This is a genomic window from Gemmatimonas sp., from assembly GCF_031426495.1.
In the GTDB taxonomy this organism is placed as follows: Bacteria; Gemmatimonadota; Gemmatimonadetes; order Gemmatimonadales; family Gemmatimonadaceae; genus Gemmatimonas.
The window spans coordinates 48,768-66,466 of sequence record NZ_JANPLK010000040.1; the positions used below are offsets into that span (position 1 = coordinate 48,768).

Sequence of the window (17,699 nt, forward strand, 5' to 3'; positions counted from 1 at the left end):
GACGGTAAGCTCCCAGGTGAGCAGGGGGGAGGGTATCAGGGGGCAGGAGGGAGGTAAACCGCGCGCTGTTCACCTGCTTCCTCCATCCTGATACCCTCCCCCCTGCTCACTTGGGAGTTTGCAGTTCAGAAGGCCGCCGCCCGCTTCATCACCAACGCCGCATTAATCCCGCCAAATCCAAAACTGTTCGACAGCACCACCTTGGGACTCAGCTCGCGGCCGTGCTGCGGCACGTAGTCCAGATCGCAGCCGTCGTCGGGCGTTTCCAGATTGAGCGTGGGCGGGATCCAGCCGCGTGAAATCGTGAGCGCGCTGATCGCCGCTTCGAACGCGCCGGAAGCACCGAGGGCGTGGCCGTAGTAACCCTTGGTGCTCGACACCGGAACACGGTACGCGTGCTCGCCGAACACCTGCTTGATGGCCATGGTTTCAGTGGGATCGTTCAGCGGTGTGCTGCTGCCGTGAGCATTGATGTAGTCGATCTGTTCCACGCTCACCGACGCATCGCGCAGCGCGTTGCGCATGCATCGCGCGGCCTGCGCGCCGTCGGGGCGCGGGGCGGTCATGTGATGCGCGTCGTTGGTGGTGCCGTAGCCGCTCAGCTCCGCATAAATGCGGGCGCCACGCGCTTCCGCGTGTGACCACTCCTCCAGCAACAGTACGGCGCCGCCTTCGCCCATCACGAATCCATCGCGGTGTTTGTCGAACGGCCGCGACGCGCGCGCCGGATCGTCGTTGCGCGTAGACATCGCGCGAATGAGCGCGAAGGCACCGAAGCATAGGGTGGCCAGTGGCGCTTCCGATCCGCCGGCCAGCATCACGTCGGCGTAGCCGTCGCGGATCTGTCGGAACGCTTCACCGATCGCCATGGAGCCCGACGCACAGCTCATCGCGTTGGTGGAGTTGGGACCCGACACGCCGAACTCGATGGCCATGTTGCAGCTGGCCGAGCCGCCGAATACGGCGAGAGCGAGCGTGGCATCGACGGCGCGCAGTCCGCCGTGCAAAAAGCGGGCGGCCTGTTCCTCGGCGTAGCCGACGCCGCCCAGTGCGGTACCCATCATCGCGCCCACGCGATCACGATCTTCGTTGGCCAGATCGAGCTTTCCGTCTTCAAGGGCCAGTATCGAACTGACGACCGCGAACTCGCTGAAGCGGTCGAGACGCTTCACGCGCTTCGCGTCGATCCATTTGGTAGCGTCGAAGTCGTCGATCTGCGCCGCGCACTGCGAACGGTAAATCGACGCGTCGAACCGCGTGGCCGGCACCACCGCCGAGCGCTCGGCGCGCAGCCCTTGCCACAGCGCTTCGACGCCTGTGCCGATCGGTGTGACGCACCCGATGCCGGTGATCGCCACCCGACGTCGGGATGGGGAGGATTCGGGCGTCGTGTAGGACGGCGGCGGATTGGTCATGAAGGATTCCGTTCAGCGACGGCGGCCAGACCCGCCAGGGTGCGCGACGCGATGCCGTGCACGAATACCGGAGCGATCACCTGCGTGGCCGCGAACCGTCCGATCAACGGCCATAGCGGGCCGTTCCACACGTGCACGATGCGCGTGAGGGTGCCGCCTTCGACCGGCGTGAAACTCCACTCCACGTCCATCCGCGTGGTCACGCCACCGACGTGCTTGAACCGCACCCACGGTACGTCATGATTCACCGCCATCTCCGACAGCCACCACGTGGGCCAGTTGAACTGACCGAACGGGCGATTGGCCGCCATCTCCACCATGCCACCGCCATCGGGCGTACGATGACGAAACCGTACGAGCCGGTAGTGCGGTAGATACGCCGGCCAATGCTCGACCTCGCGCGCAATCTCGAAAATGCGCGCCACCGGGGCGCGCACGATCCGCTCGTCGATCTGTGTCACCAGTTGGTCCGCTGGTGGCGGACCCAGTTCGTAGTTCGCGTGCATGGGCGAGGCTGAGGAAAAAGGCATGGACATTTACGGGCAGGCGCCGGCACGCGGCGACGGCGCCCACACGGCGACGACCCGGAACCCGGGGGCTCGGTGGGCCTGTACGGCGCAACCGGTGGCCCGTTCCACAAGCGACTGTAATTCGTCGCGCGTGAATCCGCGCAGGATCGACACGATGCCATCGTGCCGGCTCACGGGGTGAAACCGGAGCAGGAACGATGCCGCCCAGAGGCCAGCCACCGCAAACCAGCTGCGACGCAGGTCGCCGATGATCACCGCTGAGCGTGCGACACGCGTGCATTCCTGAAGCAGGCGATCGGCCTCCGGGCCGTCGAAGTGGTGCAACACCTGCGAACAGGTCACGATATCAATGCTGCCGTCGGCAAATGGCAGCGCCATGGCGTCGGTAGCGAGCGCGTGCGTACACGAGGCGCTGGCTGCACGGGCCAGTGCGGGAACGAGCTCGGCACCGATGGTGGTGAGTGCGACGGCGCTGTCCGCGTTCATGCGTTGTGCCATACGCTCCGCGGCACGGGGGATGTCGCCTAACCCGGTGCCGATGTCGAGCAAGGTGAGCGTGCCCGTCGCCGAGCCGATGGCGCGCTGTGCGTGCAGTACCCGTCGCACCTCGACCAACACGACGCGGCGCCCGCCAAAGAAACGATTCGCCAAAGCGACATCACGCAGCGAGCGCAACGCGAGCGCGGGATCCTCTCCGGGGTCGTCGAGGATCTCACTGCCGCGTCGGCGCGCCGGCGTGAACATGGAGGCGAGGCGCGAGTCTATCGTTCCAACTGCGCGTAGCCACCGCGATAGTAGAGCAGCGGCTTCGCATCGCGCGCCGCGGCCTGTTCCACATGTCCGACCACAATGACATGGTCGCCGGCCGGATGGCGGGCCACGATACGGCACTGCATTGATGCCAACACATCATCGAGCACGGCATCGCCCAGCTCACCGTCCACGTATCCCACGCCCGCAAAGCGATCGTCCACCTTGCCGGCAAAGCGGCGGGAGAGCGCTTCCTGCGAATCGGCGAGCACATTGACCGCGAAGCTCGTGGCATCTGCCATCACCGGCGCCATCGTGGCGTCGTTGCCGATGCACACTAGCACCAGCGGCGGATCGAGGCTGAGCGAGGAAAACGCACTCACCGTCATGCCGTGCGGCGTCCCGTTCACATCATGCGTGGTGATGACGGTGATGCCGGAAGCGAAGCGGCCCAGAACGGCGCGGAACAAATCTTGATCGATCATCAGGAAAGGAATCGGAGCAGGGTGCGCGGGCGCAGCACCGCCGACGGCGGCACGAAGTCGCCCGTGACCCCGATCAACAGGTCAGCGAGATCGCGATCGCGCGTCAGCACCCGCGCGGCGTGATTCATCAACGTCGGAAAAGCCACGGCGGCTCCAATGAGCTTTTCGACGCGCCACTTTCCGGCAAAGGTGTGCTTCCGCGCCTGCTCGTAGGCCCGCAGGGCACGACGCATTCCGCGCGAGTCAGCCTGTTCGCGGGCATGCACCGCGTCGACCGCGTACGGGGCCAGCAGCTCGCCACCGCGCAGGGCGGCATAGATGCCTTCACCGGTGAACGGATCGTAGAAGTCGGCCGCGTCGCCCGTGAGCATCGCGCCCGGCGCCCAAGCACGGGTGGCGTGCGACGCAAACGGTCCGGTCGCGCGCACGGGTGTTTCCCGCACCGCATCGCGAAAGCGCGGATGCAACGCGGGCTGTTCGGCAATCCATGCCTCGAGAAACGCCGTCGGATCGCCGGCCATCCCCTGCGCCGCGCGTCGCGGCACGACTAAGGCCACGTTGGTGAGTCCACCGGACACTGCGGCGAGCCCCACATAGCCGTTTCGCGTCACATGCATCTCGCCAAGCGTGCCAATGCCCTCCACGTCGCGGTAGTGCGCCACCAGCGCTACGCGCCGAGGCCACCGCGATTGATGCGCCAGTTCCAGTCGGCGCGACACGATCGAACGCAAGCCGTCGGCACCGATCACCAACGACGCGCGCATCGCGCGCATGCCGTCGGGCGTACGCACGTCCACACCGCACACGGTACCGCTCGCGTCGAGCGTCACGCCCTCGACTTTGGCGTCTTCGAGCACGCACACGCCGGCGGCTCGCGCGCGCTCGACGAGCAGGGTGTCGAGAATTTCGCGTCGCACGCCGAGCCCGCGATCGCGGAAGCCGCGAAAACCGTGACGCGCCACGAACTCGCCATGAATGCGGTCGCCCGATGGCGCGTGCACCACCATGCCGGTCAACGCCGCCGCGCCACCCTGCTCAAGATGGCCCAGCGCGCCCATCGCGTCGAGAATGCGGCTGGCCTCCGGGCTGACGTACTCAGCACACGGCTTGGCCCGTGGAAACCGAGCCCGGTCGAGCAGGCACACCTCGAGCCCCGCCGTGGCGAGATGCCAGGCCGCCGAACTGCCGGCGGGGCCTCCGCCCACGACGATCACCTGCCAGGCGCGCGAGTAGTCGGACATGGGGCTCGGAAGGAGGCATCGCAAAACCAGAGGAATCCTGAGAACCTAACTCCCCGAGCGGGCACACAGATCCCGTGTGCAAGCGAAGGGCCAGCCGGGCGTCGCTATGCGGACGCGCCCGCGGTCAGCCAGGCCAACAGGGCCGCCGACGCCGTGCACACGAAGTTCACCTCGTCGTTGCCAAGCCATCGCCAGCCACCCCGGTGCCGGGTGTCCGTGCCGCACGAGTGGCGCGCCTGCTCGGTGGCCGTCTCGCACGAGGGACACCAGCGTCTCTGCTGCACGAGGGCACCGGCGACGGTGTCGACGATCGCCCCGAACACTGCCGCCACGGCCACGATCCACCACCGCGCCGCCGGTACGAGTCCGATGGCCACCGCGATGGCGGTCAGCACGAGCGCGCTCACCACCGTGGCCGCGCTTCCCGCCGCGCTCACCGCACCGGAAGTACCGGTGGGCACCTGACGCCAGTTGCGAACGGAGCGCGGCGTGCCGCCGATCCAGGTGCCGATTTCCGTACCGAGCGTGTCGGCACCGGCCGCGGCGAGGGCGGCTGTGCCCCATAGTGCCGCCTGTGAGGCAGGATCTCCGCGAAAAAGGGCCACTGCTGCCGCGATCGCGAAGACGCCGCCGTTGGCCAGCACCTGGACGGCGTCGCGTTGCGCGCCTTTCTCCACCACACCGGCCGTGCGTTGCTCCTTCCGGGCGCGTCCCAAACGTGAGCCAAGTGTGGCCCACGCGAACCAGCAGATCAGAAAGCCGCCCCATGGCCAGCCGGCGCGAAGGGCGATCGCTCCCACCGCCGACGCGGCGAGCGCCCCGCTGGTTCGCAGGCTGCCGGAGCGCCACGCGGCTCCGGCGATGAGTATCGCGAGGCCCAGCGCTACCGACGCGGACGGACCGGCCACGCTCAACCACGCGGGCACGGCCGCCGGCACGATCTGGGTCAGCGTGATGTCGGTCAGCGTGATCTCGCTCTGCGTGACGAGAGGATCTGTTCTGCGCGCTGTCGCAGCTCGTCGCTCGCGCGCATCGTCGCCTGCTCCCGTTGCCCAAAGGCGTGCAACGCGGTGCGCAGCGCCTGCAGCTGACGTTCGAGGCGCGCACAGGACACGCACTCGCGCAGATGCGCGCCCACTACCTGCGTCAGCGGGCGGTCGCGATCATCGAAGGCGGTGAGCTCACCATCCACGAAGGCATCCAGATGCAGCCGGATGTGCGCGCAGTCGATGAGAGGCGCCGCGGGGGCGTCGGGCGGGAGGTGCTGAGCCATCTACGGAACACGCTGCTTGTCGCATCGCCGGCGCGCAAGATGACGAGCCGAACTATGGAACGGTCGGTCGCATCGATCTCGTCATGTTCGCCGTCTCTTTGCGACCGTGTGCGCTTGTAATCGTGACCGGGGACACGTTAGCATCCTCCCTGTGTCCTCTCTGATTGACGGCCGGCCCGCCCGCGCCACTGTCCCCGCTGATCTCACGCTGGTGCTGTCCGGCAAGCCGCTCGACGCGCGGCTCCCGCTGGCGCTGCTCGAGGCCGTCAAGGCGATCGACACGCCGGAGGCGGAGCTCGATGCCGAGCTGGTGCATGAGCTGCGCAACAAGCGACTCGGCCTCAGCGACACGGTCTACCAGCAGATCCGTCGCTACAGCGACGCCGTCCGGGCTCGTCAGCGCGTGGGCTTCGATGAGGTGCTCGCCCTCGCGCGGCTCATCGGCCGCCGTCCCGATGCCGACTTGGCGTTCCGCGAAGCCGGACGACGCTGGGCGCGCTCCTACGTGATGACGATCAGCGGGCTGCAGCGCGGAGGGGCCCGATCGCTGCCGTCGCTGATCGGACGTCCGATCGCGTTACGCTTGCTCCGCAACCTCTCGCGTCGGTACATGAATGGCGTGCTCGTGCGCCAGGGCAGCACGTTGCTGCTCGACGTGGAATCGCCCGTGTCTGCCGATGCGGCGGCGCGTGCCGTCGGCTGCGGTCTCTACGAGGCGGCCTTCCGGGAAGCCCTGCTCCTGCTCGCCGACGCCGATGGAGCGATCGAGCATGTGATGTGCCGCACGCGCGGGGATCGCCACTGTCAGTGGCGCGCCGAGTGGCGTCGCCGCTGATTTGATGACAGGCCCCGCCGAATCGTCGGCGGGCGTCGATGGTGCACTGCTCCTGACCTCCCGACTGCTATGCTGACCCCCGAAATGCTGCCGCGTCTGCAGCAGTTGCTTGCCGACGCCGATCTCGACGGATGGTTGCTTTACGACTTCCGCGGTACAAACGCCATCGCCTCCGGGCTGCTCGGCTTCGACGGCCTCGTATCGCGTCGCGTGTTCGCGCTCATTCCGCGCGAAGGCCTGCCGATCGGTATCGCACATGCGATCGAACCCGGTCCGTGGGCGCAGTGGCCAAAGGCATGGCCGCTGCGCACCTACAGCGGCTGGCGCGCGCTCGAGTCGGGAGTGGCGTCGCTGGTGCAGGGCAAGCGGGTGGCGATGGAGTACTCGCCGGGTGACGCGATTCCGTATCTCGATCGTGTGCCCGCGGGTGTGCTGGAGATGGTGCGTGCGGCGGGCGCAACGGTGGTCTGCTCTGGTGATCTCGTGTCGCAGATCTACGCCACGTGGACTCCAGACCAGCTGCTGTCGCACGAGCGGGCCGCCGAACGCATCATGCACATCGCGCACGGCGCGATCGTGTATGCTGGCGACATGGTCGCGCTGGGCACACCGGTGGCTGAGCATGAGCTGCAGGCGCGCATTCTCGAAGCGTTCGAGCGCGCCGGCCTCGAGACGCATCACGGCCCCGATGTCGCCGCTAGCGAGAACGCGGCCAATCCGCACTACATGCCGTCGGCCGCCTCGCCCCGTCTCATTCAGCGCGGCGATACGCTGCTGATCGACTTGTGGGCGCGCGAGAAGCACGGCGGAGTGTACGCCGACCAAACGTGGATGGCGTCGATGGGCGCACCGACGGAGCGCGTGGTGACGGTGTGGGAAGCGGTGCGCGATGCGCGTGATGCCGCGCTGTCGCTGCTGCAGAGCCGCATCACGGCCGGCCTGCCGGTCCGCGGCGGTGAAGCCGACGATGCAGCGCGCGCGGTGATCGAAGCGCGCGGCTTCGGCCCGCAGTTCTGGCATCGCACGGGGCACAGCATCGACTCGCGCGAACTGCACGGCTCGGGTCCGCAGATCGACAACCTGGAATCACGTGATGATCGTCTGCTGATACCGGGCGTGGGCTTCTCGATCGAACCGGGCATCTACCTGCCCGGCGAGTTGGGGGTGCGGTCGGAAGTGAACGCGTACGTGGCCATGGATTCTTTGCTGGTGACGCCCGGCGACGTGCAGCGCGACCTGATCGTGGTTTGACGGCTCGCGTGTACGGCCGTGGGAGGCTGGTGTTGTTGGCGGCACTCGTCGCCTGCGGCGAGTCGCGGGCGTCGAATGAGGCGAACGGCCGCATTGCGGATGTACCGGTGATCCCCGGATCCGATCACGCGAGCGCGGTCCCACGCGACAGTGCCCTGTTGTCGCTGACACGCGCGGCTGGCGGCGCCGACGGCATGCGGTACACCGTCTCGGCGCAGGCGAGCAGCGGGTTCATCGTGGGGAAGATCGGCGGTGGGGCGCCGCGTGACACGAGCATTGCGCCCACGCACGATCTGTCGGTGTGCCGTCCGTTCACGCAATCGCTGGTGCCCAGCCGCGACGGCGGCGTGGGGAACAGCGTGGTGTGGTTGGTGGGCGTCGCCACCGGTCCCCGCGATGACGCGCCGCGTCGTGTGCGCGTGCTGCTCGACGGCTGTCGTCTCGATCCGCGCGTGCAACGCGTCGCGGCCGGCGGCACGGTCATGATCACGTCACGCGACGCGATGATGACGCGCTTGCAGTTCATCGACGTGGGTGGCGCCTCCGCGTCACGCGGCACGGTGTTGTTCAACGACGCCGGGCAGGTGGTGCCCACCAGCGACGCGGCCAAGACGCCAGGGATCGTGCAGATCCGCGACGATCTGCATCCGTGGGTGCGCGCCTATCTGGCGGTCACGCCGCACCCGTTCGTGGCGATCACCGCCGCCGACGGCGCGTTCCGTTTCGACAACGTCCCGCCGGGATCGTACACACTGGTGGTGTGGCACGAACGGTTCGGCATCAAGCAGCAGCGGGTGCGGGTCGATGCGCACGTAGAGACGCGGGTGGAGCTGGCGTACTGAGGCTCACACGCGGCCCTGCTGAACGGCACACGCACAGGCACAGGGCGCGCAAAGACCGCCGAGGGCATGGCCGTGACTGAACAGATCACACAGAGCAAAAGAGCAAAAGAGAAAAAGAGAAAAAGCGAAACTGTTTTCTCCGCCTTTGCAACAGTTCAGCTCAGCTCAGCTGATGCAACCGCGCAAAGAGCCCGTCTTCGCGACCGAGCAGTTCGTCATGCGAGCCGGTCTCCACGATGCGCCCCTGATCGAGCACCACCACGCGGTCGGCGCGGCGCACGGTACTGAGGCGGTGTGCGATCAGCAGCGTGGTGCGACCCTCCAGGAGTTGTTCGAGCGCTTGCTCCACAAAGCGTTCGCTCTCGGTGTCGAGACTCGACGTGGCTTCGTCGAGAATCACCACCGCGGGATCTTTCAGGAATACCCGCGCGATCGCGATGCGCTGACGCTGACCGCCCGAGAGCTTGACGCCGCGTTCACCGACGCGTGCGTTCCACTGGTCAGGGAGCCGCTCGATGAACTCCCACGCGTGCGCGGCCTGCGCCGCCCGCAACACGTCGGCGTCGCTGGCGTCGGGGCGCGCGTAGGCGATGTTCTCGCGGATCGTGCCGCTGAACAGCACCGGCTCCTGCGGAACGATGCCGATGGCACCACGTAGCGTGTCGAGTGACAAGTCGCGGATGTCGACGCCGTCGAGCGTGATGCGGCCCGACGTGACGTCCCAGAAGCGCGGCAGCAGGCTCGCGATCGTGGTCTTGCCGGCACCCGAGCGCCCGACCAACGCGACCACTTCGCCTGGTGCGATGACGAGGGAAATGTCCTGCACGACGTCCGGTTGATCGGGCTGGTACCGAAACGCCACCGACTCCAACGCCACTGCACCCCGCACCGGCTCGGCGAACCGGTGTGGATGCTCCGGGTCGCGCACCGTCGGCTCGGCGTCGAGCAGTTCGAACACACGCGTGGCGGCACCAACGGCTTCTTGAAAGTTGCCGAACAGCGTGGCCAACGAGCCCACCGCCGCCGCCACGAACAGCGCATAGAACAGGAACGCCACCAGCGTGCCGGCCGTGAGCTTCCCCTCGACCACCTGCGCGCCGCCCTGCCAGAGCACCGCCGCCACCGAGCCGAAAGCCACGAAGCCGACCACGCCGAAGAAGAGCGCGCGCATGCGCGCGCGGTACACCGCCACGCCCACCAGGTCGTGCAACACCGCGCCAAAGCGCTCGGTCTCGATCCCTTCGCGTGTGAAGCTCTGCACGGTGCGAATGGAGCCGAACGATTCATCGGCCATGCCCATCGCCTCGCCGATGCGGTCCTGCACACTCGTGCTGGCCTTGCGCAGCGCGCGACCGAACGTGAAGGCGGCGCCGACCACCAGCGGCACCACGGCCAGCGTGGTGAGGGTGAGCCGCGGGTTCGTCACGAACATCATCGCGATGCCGCCGATGAGAAACAGCGTCTGCCGCGAGAGTTCGGAGATCCAGGTGCTCAGCAGCGACTGCAGCAGGGCGAGGTCGCTGCTGAGTCGACTGGTGAGTTCACCGGTGCGACGTTCGGTGAAGAACGCCGGCGACAACCGGATGAGATGCGCGAACGTCTGCTCGCGCAGCGTGGCGACGATCCGCTCGGTGGAGGAGCTGAGCAAAAACACCTGCACGAAGTTCGCGACGCCTTGCACCGCGAACACGCCGAGGAGGCCGAGCGCGATGCGGTCGAGGGCACCGCGGTCTTTCAGTTCGAAGGCGGCGTCGAGCAGGTAACGCAACACGGCGGGGAACACGAGCCCCGCCGCAGCCGCGACGACCAGGAAGAGAAAAGCGACGGCCAGTCGCGCGGTGTACGGCCGCACCAGTGGCGCCAGGCGCGCCAGCGGGCGCGGCGACACCGAACGGCGAGGCGTCACCGCGTGATCGCCCGATCAACCGCCATCGCGAGGAAGAGCAGCGCCAGATACAGCAGCGAATACTTGTAGACCCACCACGCCGGACCGGTCCAGGGCTTCGATGCGCGGGCCGCGAAGAGCACCTTGAGCACGCCGCCCATGAGCAGCGCGTTCAACACGATGGCCGACAACAGGTACAGCGTGCCGAACGCGCCGAACAGCACCGGCAACAGCGTGAGGACGATGAGGATCACGGTATACCACACCATCTGGTACATCGTTTCGCGTTCACCCCACACCAGCGGGGCCATCGGCACCTTGGCGCGGCCGTAGTCCACCTGTTTGAGCAGGGCGAGCGCCCAGAAGTGCGGCGGCGTCCAGTAGAACACGATCAGGAACAGGCACAGCGCCGACACGTCGAGCGTGCCCGTGACCGCCGCCCACCCCACCAAGGGCGGGAACGCGCCGGCCGCGCCACCGATCACGATGTTCTGCGGCGACGAGCGCTTGAGCCAGCGCGTGTAGATGAACACGTAGAAGTAGAAACCGGCCAGCGCGAGTCCGGCCGTGAGCACATTGACGAAGTGCGCCAGCATCCACGTAGCAAAGGTCGCGCAGGCCACACCGAAGGCCAGCACCTGGATCGGCGACATGCGTCCGCTCGGGATCGGACGCAGGCGCGTACGTGCCATGACGTCGTCGATATCGCGATCGAGATACATGTTCACCGCGTTCGCGCCGCCGGCCATGAGATAGCCGCCGATGCTGACCAACAGCACGCTCAGCAACGTCGGCGAGCCCGCCGCATACATCGGCGCGACCGTCGTGACGAGCAGGAGCGAGATGATCCGCGGCTTGGTCAGCGCGATCAGATCACGCGAGAGTGGTGTTGGCGTTTTGTCGGGGTCCAGCGCGACTCCGGTCATGATACCGATGGAACTGCACGAGCCGACACCGGAGCGGTGCCTGCTCCCTTCGCTTGCGACGCCACCACCGTCCGGCCGGCGGCGATGCGTGCCAGATAGACCATGGCGAACGCCGTCACCCAGATCAAAATGCCCGTGGCCTGATGCAGCGAGCGCACCACGCCAGGGAATCCACCGGTCACCATCCAGCCGGCCCACACCACCTGCAGCGCCCCGAGCCCGAGCCCGATCCACGCCGCCCGCAACACCGCTGCGGGTTCAAAGCGCTTGCGGAAAATCATGGGCAGCGAGATCAGGTGCGCGACCAACAAATACGCGAGAATGCGATGCGTGAGCTGCACATGCTGCGCCCCGCCACCGAGCGAGCCTTCACCGCACAGCGGGAAGCCGGCGCAGGCCACCGCCGCGCCGGGAATCTTTGCGGTCAGTCCGCCCAACAGCACCACCAGCAACGCCAGCACTGCGGCGCCCGTGGCACCACCGACGGCCTTGGCTGTACCCTTGGCGCTCAGGATCGAAGTCCCGCCGAGTCCACCGGCGCGAATCGTTGCCACCGTGAGCACCGCCAGCAGCGACGCGGCCAACAGTTTGTGCACGACGGTCGCCCATGCCGGGTTGCCGGTGAACACCGTCACGGCACCGAACAGCGCCGGCGCGAACCAGAGTCCCAGCGCCACCCGCGAGGCGTTCCACACGCCACCGCGTCCCCCTACCGACGGATGCGCACGATGTTGCCAAGCACTCGCCACCAACACGGCAATGCTGATGAACAGCGCGATGGCGAGATAGCGATGGAACACCTCGATGATGAGGTCCATGCGCTCGAGGGGCGGAAACCAGTAGCCGTAGCACTTCGGCCAGTTGTCGCCGCATCCCATGCCGGAGCCGGAAATGCGCACGATCGCGCCGAAAATGATGTGCACCAGCGAGACGAACAGCGCGGCGTAGGCGGACCGACGCACCGACGCCGGCGGAAGCGGGAGAGACGTGGTCATAGAGGCAGGGCGCGATACGCGCCAATGAAGACGGCGATCAGTCCACCGACCGGCAGGACCACCCACAGGATTTCCGTGAGACGGTGCGGCGTCGGAACCTGAGAGGACGACGGCAGGATGGGCAGCGTACGAAAGACGGCGCGCAAAATGAACAGTTGCGCGAACACGCAGGCTACAACGGCGCTCCAGAACAGCGCGGTCACAACAGCCGGCGGAAGGGTCACAGTGAGGACGGAAGTCATGGCCTGTGAAAAGTAGACGACGGCACCCCGTGCGGTACTGCGCGCGGCGTACTACCATAGCGAGATGACCTCACCTTCGGTTTCCTCGACCAGCACGGATTCCGGCACCAGCACGGAATTGCCGCGCCGCTTAGGGCTGTGGAGCGCCATCGCCGTGCTCGTCGGTACCACCATCGGCTCGGGCATCTTCCGGTCCCCAGCCGGCATTGCCGAAAAGCTCCCCGGCCCGCTGCCCCTCATGGCCGTCTGGGTCACCGGCGGCATTTTCGCGCTCTGCGGCGCCCTCACCCTGGCCGAACTGGCCGGCGCCATGCCGCGAACCGGTGGCTACTTCGTGTACATCCGCGAAGCATGGGGTCGCTTGCCCGCGTTCCTATATGGGTGGTCGGAGCTGACGCTGATCCGGGCCGCCGCGCTCGGCGGCATTTCGACCACGTTCGCCGAGTACTTGTTGCGAGGGCTGGGCTACAATCCGGCGCTCGCGCCGTACGACACCTACGCCCATTGGATCGCGGCGGCTACCGTCGCTCTCATGGCGGTGATCAACGTGGTGGGGCTCAAATGGGGGGCCCTGGTGCAGAACGTCACGACGGTCGCCAAGTACGGTGGCCTCATGATCATCATTCTGTTGGCACTGATCCTGGGGCTCCCACAAACCGGCGGGCACTTCACCCCGGCGATGCCCCCAGGAAGCTTCTCGGTCTCGGCGTTCGGCCTAGCCCTCGTGTCCGTTCTCTGGGCCTTCGACGGCTGGGGAGACCTGTCCAAGGTGGCCGGCGAGGTGAAGGACCCTGAGAAGACGCTTCCCAAGGCCATCGTACTCGGCACGCTCAGTATCATCTTCATCTATCTACTGGCCAACATCGCCTACCTGTCGGTGCTCTCCGTCGACGAGATTCGCGGCGCTCGCCTGGTGGCGGCCGATGTGGCCGAGAAGCTGATCGGCCCGATCGGCGTGACGCTGGTCGCGATCACGGTGCTGCTCTCGACCTTCGGTTCGGTGAACGGTTCGCTGCTGACCGGCCCGCGCATCTTCTTCGCGATGGCCGACGACGGTCTGTTCTTCAAGAAGGTGGCGGCGGTACATCCGACGTTCAAAACGCCCTATGTGGCCATTCTGCTCACCGCCACCATCGCCATCGCGTTCGTGTTGGTTCGCACCTTCGAGCAGCTCGCCGACATCTTCGTGACCGCCTCGCTGGTGTTCTACATCCTCAGCATCGGCGCGATTTTCAAGCTGCGGCAGCGCCCTGACTGGAACCCGCCGGTGCGCACGCCGTGGTATCCCCTGGTCCCGGCGCTGTTCTGCCTCGCCACGCTGTTCCTCTTGGTGAATGCCCTGATGGACGATGCACAGCGGGTGCCGACGCTGGGCGTGTTCGGCGTGATTCTGCTGGGGGTGCCAGTGTATTACGCGACGGTTGGTCGGAGCGCGGCGAAACGGTAAGATCCGAACAGCCAACACCTTAGGTAGCAGGGGGGAGGGTATCAGGCAGGAGGAAGCAGGAACGGCGCGCCGTTCACCTGCCTCCTCTCCCCTGATACCCTCCCCCCCGTTTACTAGGGAGTCCAGAGTTGGGAGAGTGCAGCGTCGGCCGTGACCGCGCGGTTACAACACTGTGTTGCCCGTATGTAACGGTGAACCTAGCTTTCGCCATCTCGGTGGCCGGTCGGGTCTGTCCAGCGCCGAGGATGTCTCCTCCACATACGGACAAACTGCATCTATGCGTATCCAACGTTTGCTTAGCCTGGCCCTCGCGGTCGCGGCTCTCGCCGTTGGTTCCACCACGCCGCTGGCGGCGCAGGGAACCACGACGGGCGCGATCACCGGCACGGTGACGGACGAAAAGAATGCCCCGGTACCGAACGTGTCGGTCGAAGTGGTCAATCGCGCCAATGGCGCGAAGGCCAGCCAGATCACGCGCGACAATGGCCGCTTCTTCATCCCGAACCTTGAAGTCGGCACCTACTCCGTCACGGCGCGTCGCATCGGTTTCACACCGCAGACGCGCACCGATATCGTCGTCAGCCTCACGCAGGCCACGCGCCTCGATTTTCAGCTGAAGGAGCAGGCGACGCAGCTCGCCGCCGTTCGCACGGAAGCGGTGACCACGACCTCCGACTTCTCCGCCACCCGTCAGGGCGTGCAGACGGTCCTCACCGATACGCTCGTGCGTCGCCTGCCGACGCTCAATCGCGACATCACGGACCTGATCCGCAACTCGCCGCAGGTCGCGGTCTCCCAAGACGGCCGCATCTCGGCCGCCGGACAGAACAACCGCTTCAACAACATCCAGATCGACGGTGTGTCGCTCGCGAACCGCTTCGGTCTCGGCGCGTCGCCGACGGTCGGTGCGCAGGTCGGTGGCCGCGCACTGCCGCTCGACGCCATCAAAGAGTTCCAGATTCTCGTGTCACCGTACGACGTGCGACAGGGCAATTTCACCGGCGCGCTGGTGAACGCCGTGACGCAGTCGGGCACGAATGAATTCAAGGGGTCGGCCTTCATCTACTATCGCGACCAGCAGATGGGTCGTGACACGGCGTTTCTCCGCACGTCGCCGTTCGTGCGTCGCCAGCTCGGTTTCTCGCTGGGCGGACCGATCATCAAGAACAAGTTGCGCTTCTTTGCCACCGTCGAAACCAGTCAGAACGTGGCGCCCTCGGCGGGGCCGTTCTACGACCCGACGTCCCCCACTGGCCTGGTGAACTCCCCGGTCGCCGCCGCGCGCATTACCACCGCGCAGGTCGACTCGTTCGTGAACTACCTGTCGAGCAAGGGCATCGCGGCCGGTAGCGGAGGCATCACCAGCAACGAAAATCCGCTGCTCAACACGTTCGTGCGCCTCGACTATCAGCTGTCGGGCAACACGCGTCTCGTGCTCCGTAACATCTACAACGATCAAGAAGCGTTCGACTTTTCCCGATCGCTTGGCACGTTCAACTTCACGTCGAACGGATTCCGCCGCACCGAGAAGTCGAACCAGATCGTAGGCCAGGCGTTCACGAACTTCGCCAACGGCTTCTCGAACGAATTCACCGTCGGTCTCACGACCACGCGCTTCAAGCGCGTGCCTGATGTGCTCGCCCCGCAGGTGCTGGTGCAGAACATCGGTGGTACGGGGTCGGGCATCGGCTTCCGCGCCGGCACAGAGAACAGCTCACAGGGCAATGAGCTGCGTGAAGATCTGTACGAAATCCAGAACAACTTCACGATGCCGCTCGGCAATCACATCGTGTCGATCGGTACCCGCAACGAGATCTACAAGGCGTACAATGCCTTCCTCCAGAACTCGTACGGCAATTACACGTTCAACACGCTCGCCGACTTCGTGGCCAACCGCACGCCGGCGTCGTTCTCCGGTTCGGGCGGTCTCGGTGGCGACGTCGTGGCTAACTTCTCCGCCGCGCAGCTCGCCGGGTACATTCAGGACCAGTGGACGGTGACGCCGCGCTTCACCACCACGCTCGGCCTGCGTATCGACGTGCCGCTCTTCTTTGACAAGCCGTCGTTCGCCGCTGCCGTGCAGCGTGACTTCGGTCGCAGCACTGCCGACCTCCCGTCGGGCAACCTGCAGTTCTCGCCGCGTGTCGGCTTCAACTGGGACGCCACCGGCGACCAGAAGAATCAGGTGCGTGGTGGTGTCGGTCTGTTCCAGGGTATTCCGGCCTATGTGTGGATGTCGAACCAGTTCCAGAACACCGGTGCCGGTCTCGCGCAGTTCACCTGCGGCGGTGGCGTGACCGCGACGAATGGTGCGGCCCCGCTGTTCAACGCGACGCCGGTGTCGCCGCGCGGTTGTGGCCTGAAGACGAACAACACCCCGGGACGCAGTCTCGATGACGGCACGTTTCTCGGCACGGTGAACCTGGCCGATCCCGACCTCAAGTTCCCGCAGCTGCTCCGTGCCACGCTTGGTTATGACCGCAAGCTGCCGGGCGATGTGATCGCGACGTTCGACGGTCTATACTCGCGCTCCATCAACAACTTCTTCTACAACAACATCAACATCCCGCAGACGGGTCGCATCGACGCGCAGGGCCGCACGGTGTTCGCCAATTTCGCGGCGACCGGCATCCCGACCGTCGCGCCGCTCTTCCCCGTGTACGGTTCGAACGTGATCGAGCTCTCCAACCAGAGCAAGGATTACGCGTATAGCGGCACGGGCCAGCTCCGCAAGCGCTTCAACGGCGCGTTCGAAGGCTCGGTGGCGTACACGTACGGCCGCAGCTACTCGGTGACCGACCTGACGTCGTCGGTGGCGCTGTCCAACTGGCAGTTCGGCCGCGTGTATTCGGGGCTGCAGACGGACGCGCCGGTGAACGCCTCGCTGTTCGACCAGCCGCATCGCGTGCTCGTGAACGGCACCTACACGGCGCCGTGGAAGTCGAACCAGACGAACATCACGTTCTACTACAGCAAGGCGTCGGGTACCCCGTACTCGTTCGTGTACAGCGGCAACGGTGGCCGTGGCGATATGAACGGCGACGGCTCGAACGCGAACGACCCGATCTACATTCCGACGGGTCCGACCGATCCGAAGTTGGGCTTCGTGGCCACGACGGTCGGCACGACGACGTTTACGCCGGCGCAGCAGGCCGCGCTGCTCGATCAGTTCATCAAGGACAACAGCTGCCTAGAAACGCAGCGCGGCACGATCATGAAGCCGACGTCCTGCCGCAACCCGATGTTCGATCGCTTCGACCTGACGATCGAACAGCAGCTTCCCACCATCCGTGGCGAGCGCGCGACGCTTCGCCTCGACATCTTCAACGCCGCCAACCTGCTGAACAGCAAGTGGGGACGCATCAAGTCCGCCACGGCCAACGGCAACGCGTCGCTGCTGCAGGTCCAGTCGTTCTCCAGCGCCGACCCGAGCACGCAGGTGCCGAATGTGACCTTCACGAACAACTTCAACACGCAGTTCACGCCGCTCAACTTCAGCCAGTTTTATCAGCTGCAGGCGAGTTTGCGGTTGTCGTTCTAAGCGGTTCGTTGGTGTGGGTGTAAGGAGAGCGGCGCCGGAAA

The 17,699-nt window shown here is 66.2% G+C and carries 16 protein-coding genes; 5 read left to right on the forward strand and 11 right to left on the reverse strand.

Annotated features, from left to right (window positions below; translation table 11 throughout):
• Positions 1 to 125: 125 nt before the first annotated feature.
• The 7 genes from fabF to RMP10_RS10070 form a co-directional block, all read right to left on the reverse strand.
• Positions 126 to 1,415 (reverse strand): beta-ketoacyl-ACP synthase II, encoded by a 1,290-nt coding sequence (gene fabF / locus RMP10_RS10040; RefSeq protein ID WP_310570166.1) that lies wholly within the window; start codon positions 1,413 to 1,415, stop codon positions 126 to 128.
• A complete protein-coding gene (locus RMP10_RS10045) occupies positions 1,412 to 1,945 on the reverse strand; it encodes an SRPBCC family protein (RefSeq protein ID WP_310570167.1) in 534 nt (177 codons plus the stop codon). Before RMP10_RS10045 ends, fabF begins: the two co-directional genes overlap by 4 nt.
• A 6-nt stretch (positions 1,946 to 1,951) precedes the next feature.
• The gene (locus tag RMP10_RS10050) at positions 1,952 to 2,689 is read right to left on the reverse strand and encodes a methyltransferase domain-containing protein (RefSeq protein ID WP_310570168.1); all 738 of its coding nucleotides are present in this window, start codon (positions 2,687 to 2,689) and stop codon (positions 1,952 to 1,954) included.
• A 17-nt stretch (positions 2,690 to 2,706) separates the two neighbouring features.
• A complete protein-coding gene (locus RMP10_RS10055) occupies positions 2,707 to 3,180 on the reverse strand; it encodes a flavin reductase family protein (protein ID WP_309672974.1) in 474 nt (157 codons plus the stop codon).
• On the reverse strand, positions 3,180 to 4,421 hold the full coding sequence (locus RMP10_RS10060; RefSeq protein ID WP_310570169.1) for an FAD-dependent oxidoreductase: 1,242 nt from the start codon (positions 4,419 to 4,421) through the stop codon (positions 3,180 to 3,182). The genes RMP10_RS10055 and RMP10_RS10060 overlap by 1 nt, the downstream gene beginning before the upstream one ends.
• A gap of 104 nt (positions 4,422 to 4,525) precedes the next feature.
• A complete protein-coding gene (locus RMP10_RS10065) occupies positions 4,526 to 5,359 on the reverse strand; it encodes a DUF92 domain-containing protein (protein ID WP_310570170.1) in 834 nt (277 codons plus the stop codon).
• Positions 5,360 to 5,382: 23 nt separating this feature from the next.
• The gene (locus tag RMP10_RS10070; RefSeq protein WP_310570171.1) at positions 5,383 to 5,694 is read right to left on the reverse strand and encodes a hypothetical protein; all 312 of its coding nucleotides are present in this window, start codon (positions 5,692 to 5,694) and stop codon (positions 5,383 to 5,385) included.
• Between the two features lie 151 nt (positions 5,695 to 5,845).
• Here RMP10_RS10070 and RMP10_RS10075 point away from each other — a divergent pair, with 151 nt between their 5' ends.
• The 3 genes from RMP10_RS10075 to RMP10_RS10085 all read left to right on the forward strand — a co-directional run bounded on the left by RMP10_RS10075 (position 5,846) and on the right by RMP10_RS10085 (position 8,622).
• The gene (locus RMP10_RS10075) at positions 5,846 to 6,529 is read left to right on the forward strand and encodes a hypothetical protein (RefSeq protein ID WP_310570172.1); all 684 of its coding nucleotides are present in this window, start codon (positions 5,846 to 5,848) and stop codon (positions 6,527 to 6,529) included.
• Positions 6,530 to 6,598: 69 nt separating this feature from the next.
• Positions 6,599 to 7,780 (forward strand): M24 family metallopeptidase, encoded by a 1,182-nt coding sequence (locus RMP10_RS10080; protein WP_310570173.1) that lies wholly within the window; start codon positions 6,599 to 6,601, stop codon positions 7,778 to 7,780.
• The gene (locus tag RMP10_RS10085) at positions 7,777 to 8,622 is read left to right on the forward strand and encodes a carboxypeptidase-like regulatory domain-containing protein (RefSeq protein WP_310570174.1); all 846 of its coding nucleotides are present in this window, start codon (positions 7,777 to 7,779) and stop codon (positions 8,620 to 8,622) included. The genes RMP10_RS10080 and RMP10_RS10085 overlap by 4 nt, the downstream gene beginning before the upstream one ends.
• 160 nt (positions 8,623 to 8,782) lie before the next feature.
• Here RMP10_RS10085 and RMP10_RS10090 read toward each other — a convergent pair whose 3' ends face one another.
• From RMP10_RS10090 to RMP10_RS10105, 4 genes are read right to left on the reverse strand one after another with little or no spacing between them, the layout of a single operon-like run.
• Complete coding sequence (locus RMP10_RS10090) at positions 8,783 to 10,528, reverse strand: ABC transporter transmembrane domain-containing protein (protein ID WP_310570175.1); 1,746 nt, start codon at positions 10,526 to 10,528, stop codon at positions 8,783 to 8,785.
• The gene (locus RMP10_RS10095; protein ID WP_309672581.1) at positions 10,525 to 11,433 is read right to left on the reverse strand and encodes a heme o synthase; all 909 of its coding nucleotides are present in this window, start codon (positions 11,431 to 11,433) and stop codon (positions 10,525 to 10,527) included. Before RMP10_RS10095 ends, RMP10_RS10090 begins: the two co-directional genes overlap by 4 nt.
• Positions 11,430 to 12,428 (reverse strand): COX15/CtaA family protein, encoded by a 999-nt coding sequence (locus RMP10_RS10100; protein ID WP_310570176.1) that lies wholly within the window; start codon positions 12,426 to 12,428, stop codon positions 11,430 to 11,432. The genes RMP10_RS10095 and RMP10_RS10100 overlap by 4 nt, the downstream gene beginning before the upstream one ends.
• Positions 12,425 to 12,670, reverse strand: a complete 246-nt coding sequence (locus RMP10_RS10105; RefSeq protein WP_310570177.1) for a hypothetical protein — start codon at positions 12,668 to 12,670, stop codon at positions 12,425 to 12,427. Before RMP10_RS10105 ends, RMP10_RS10100 begins: the two co-directional genes overlap by 4 nt.
• 64 nt (positions 12,671 to 12,734) lie before the next feature.
• Here RMP10_RS10105 and RMP10_RS10110 point away from each other — a divergent pair, with 64 nt between their 5' ends.
• Positions 12,735 to 14,117, forward strand: a complete 1,383-nt coding sequence (locus RMP10_RS10110; protein ID WP_310570178.1) for an amino acid permease — start codon at positions 12,735 to 12,737, stop codon at positions 14,115 to 14,117.
• 277 nt (positions 14,118 to 14,394) lie between these two features.
• The gene (locus RMP10_RS10115; RefSeq protein ID WP_310570179.1) at positions 14,395 to 17,658 is read left to right on the forward strand and encodes a carboxypeptidase regulatory-like domain-containing protein; all 3,264 of its coding nucleotides are present in this window, start codon (positions 14,395 to 14,397) and stop codon (positions 17,656 to 17,658) included.
• The last annotated feature ends 41 nt before the right edge of the window (positions 17,659 to 17,699 follow it).

Excerpts from the sequence above, each read along its gene's own strand:
- RMP10_RS10070 (WP_310570171.1), bottom strand. The coding sequence starts at position 5,694 with ATGGCTCAGCACCTCCCGCCCGACGCCCCCGCGGCGCCTCTCATCGAC.
- RMP10_RS10110 (WP_310570178.1), top strand. The coding sequence starts at position 12,735 with ATGACCTCACCTTCGGTTTCCTCGACCAGCACGGATTCCGGCACCAGC.
- fabF (WP_310570166.1), bottom strand. The coding sequence starts at position 1,415 with ATGACCAATCCGCCGCCGTCCTACACGACGCCCGAATCCTCCCCATCC.
- RMP10_RS10095 (WP_309672581.1), bottom strand. The coding sequence starts at position 11,433 with ATGACCGGAGTCGCGCTGGACCCCGACAAAACGCCAACACCACTCTCG.
- RMP10_RS10115 (WP_310570179.1), top strand. The coding sequence starts at position 14,395 with ATGCGTATCCAACGTTTGCTTAGCCTGGCCCTCGCGGTCGCGGCTCTC.
- RMP10_RS10100 (WP_310570176.1), bottom strand. The coding sequence starts at position 12,428 with ATGACCACGTCTCTCCCGCTTCCGCCGGCGTCGGTGCGTCGGTCCGCC.
- RMP10_RS10105 (WP_310570177.1), bottom strand. The coding sequence starts at position 12,670 with ATGACTTCCGTCCTCACTGTGACCCTTCCGCCGGCTGTTGTGACCGCG.
- RMP10_RS10050 (WP_310570168.1), bottom strand. The coding sequence starts at position 2,689 with ATGTTCACGCCGGCGCGCCGACGCGGCAGTGAGATCCTCGACGACCCC.
- RMP10_RS10055 (WP_309672974.1), bottom strand. The coding sequence starts at position 3,180 with ATGATCGATCAAGATTTGTTCCGCGCCGTTCTGGGCCGCTTCGCTTCC.
- RMP10_RS10045 (WP_310570167.1), bottom strand. The coding sequence starts at position 1,945 with ATGCCTTTTTCCTCAGCCTCGCCCATGCACGCGAACTACGAACTGGGT.
- RMP10_RS10080 (WP_310570173.1), top strand. The coding sequence starts at position 6,599 with ATGCTGACCCCCGAAATGCTGCCGCGTCTGCAGCAGTTGCTTGCCGAC.
- RMP10_RS10060 (WP_310570169.1), bottom strand. The coding sequence starts at position 4,421 with ATGTCCGACTACTCGCGCGCCTGGCAGGTGATCGTCGTGGGCGGAGGC.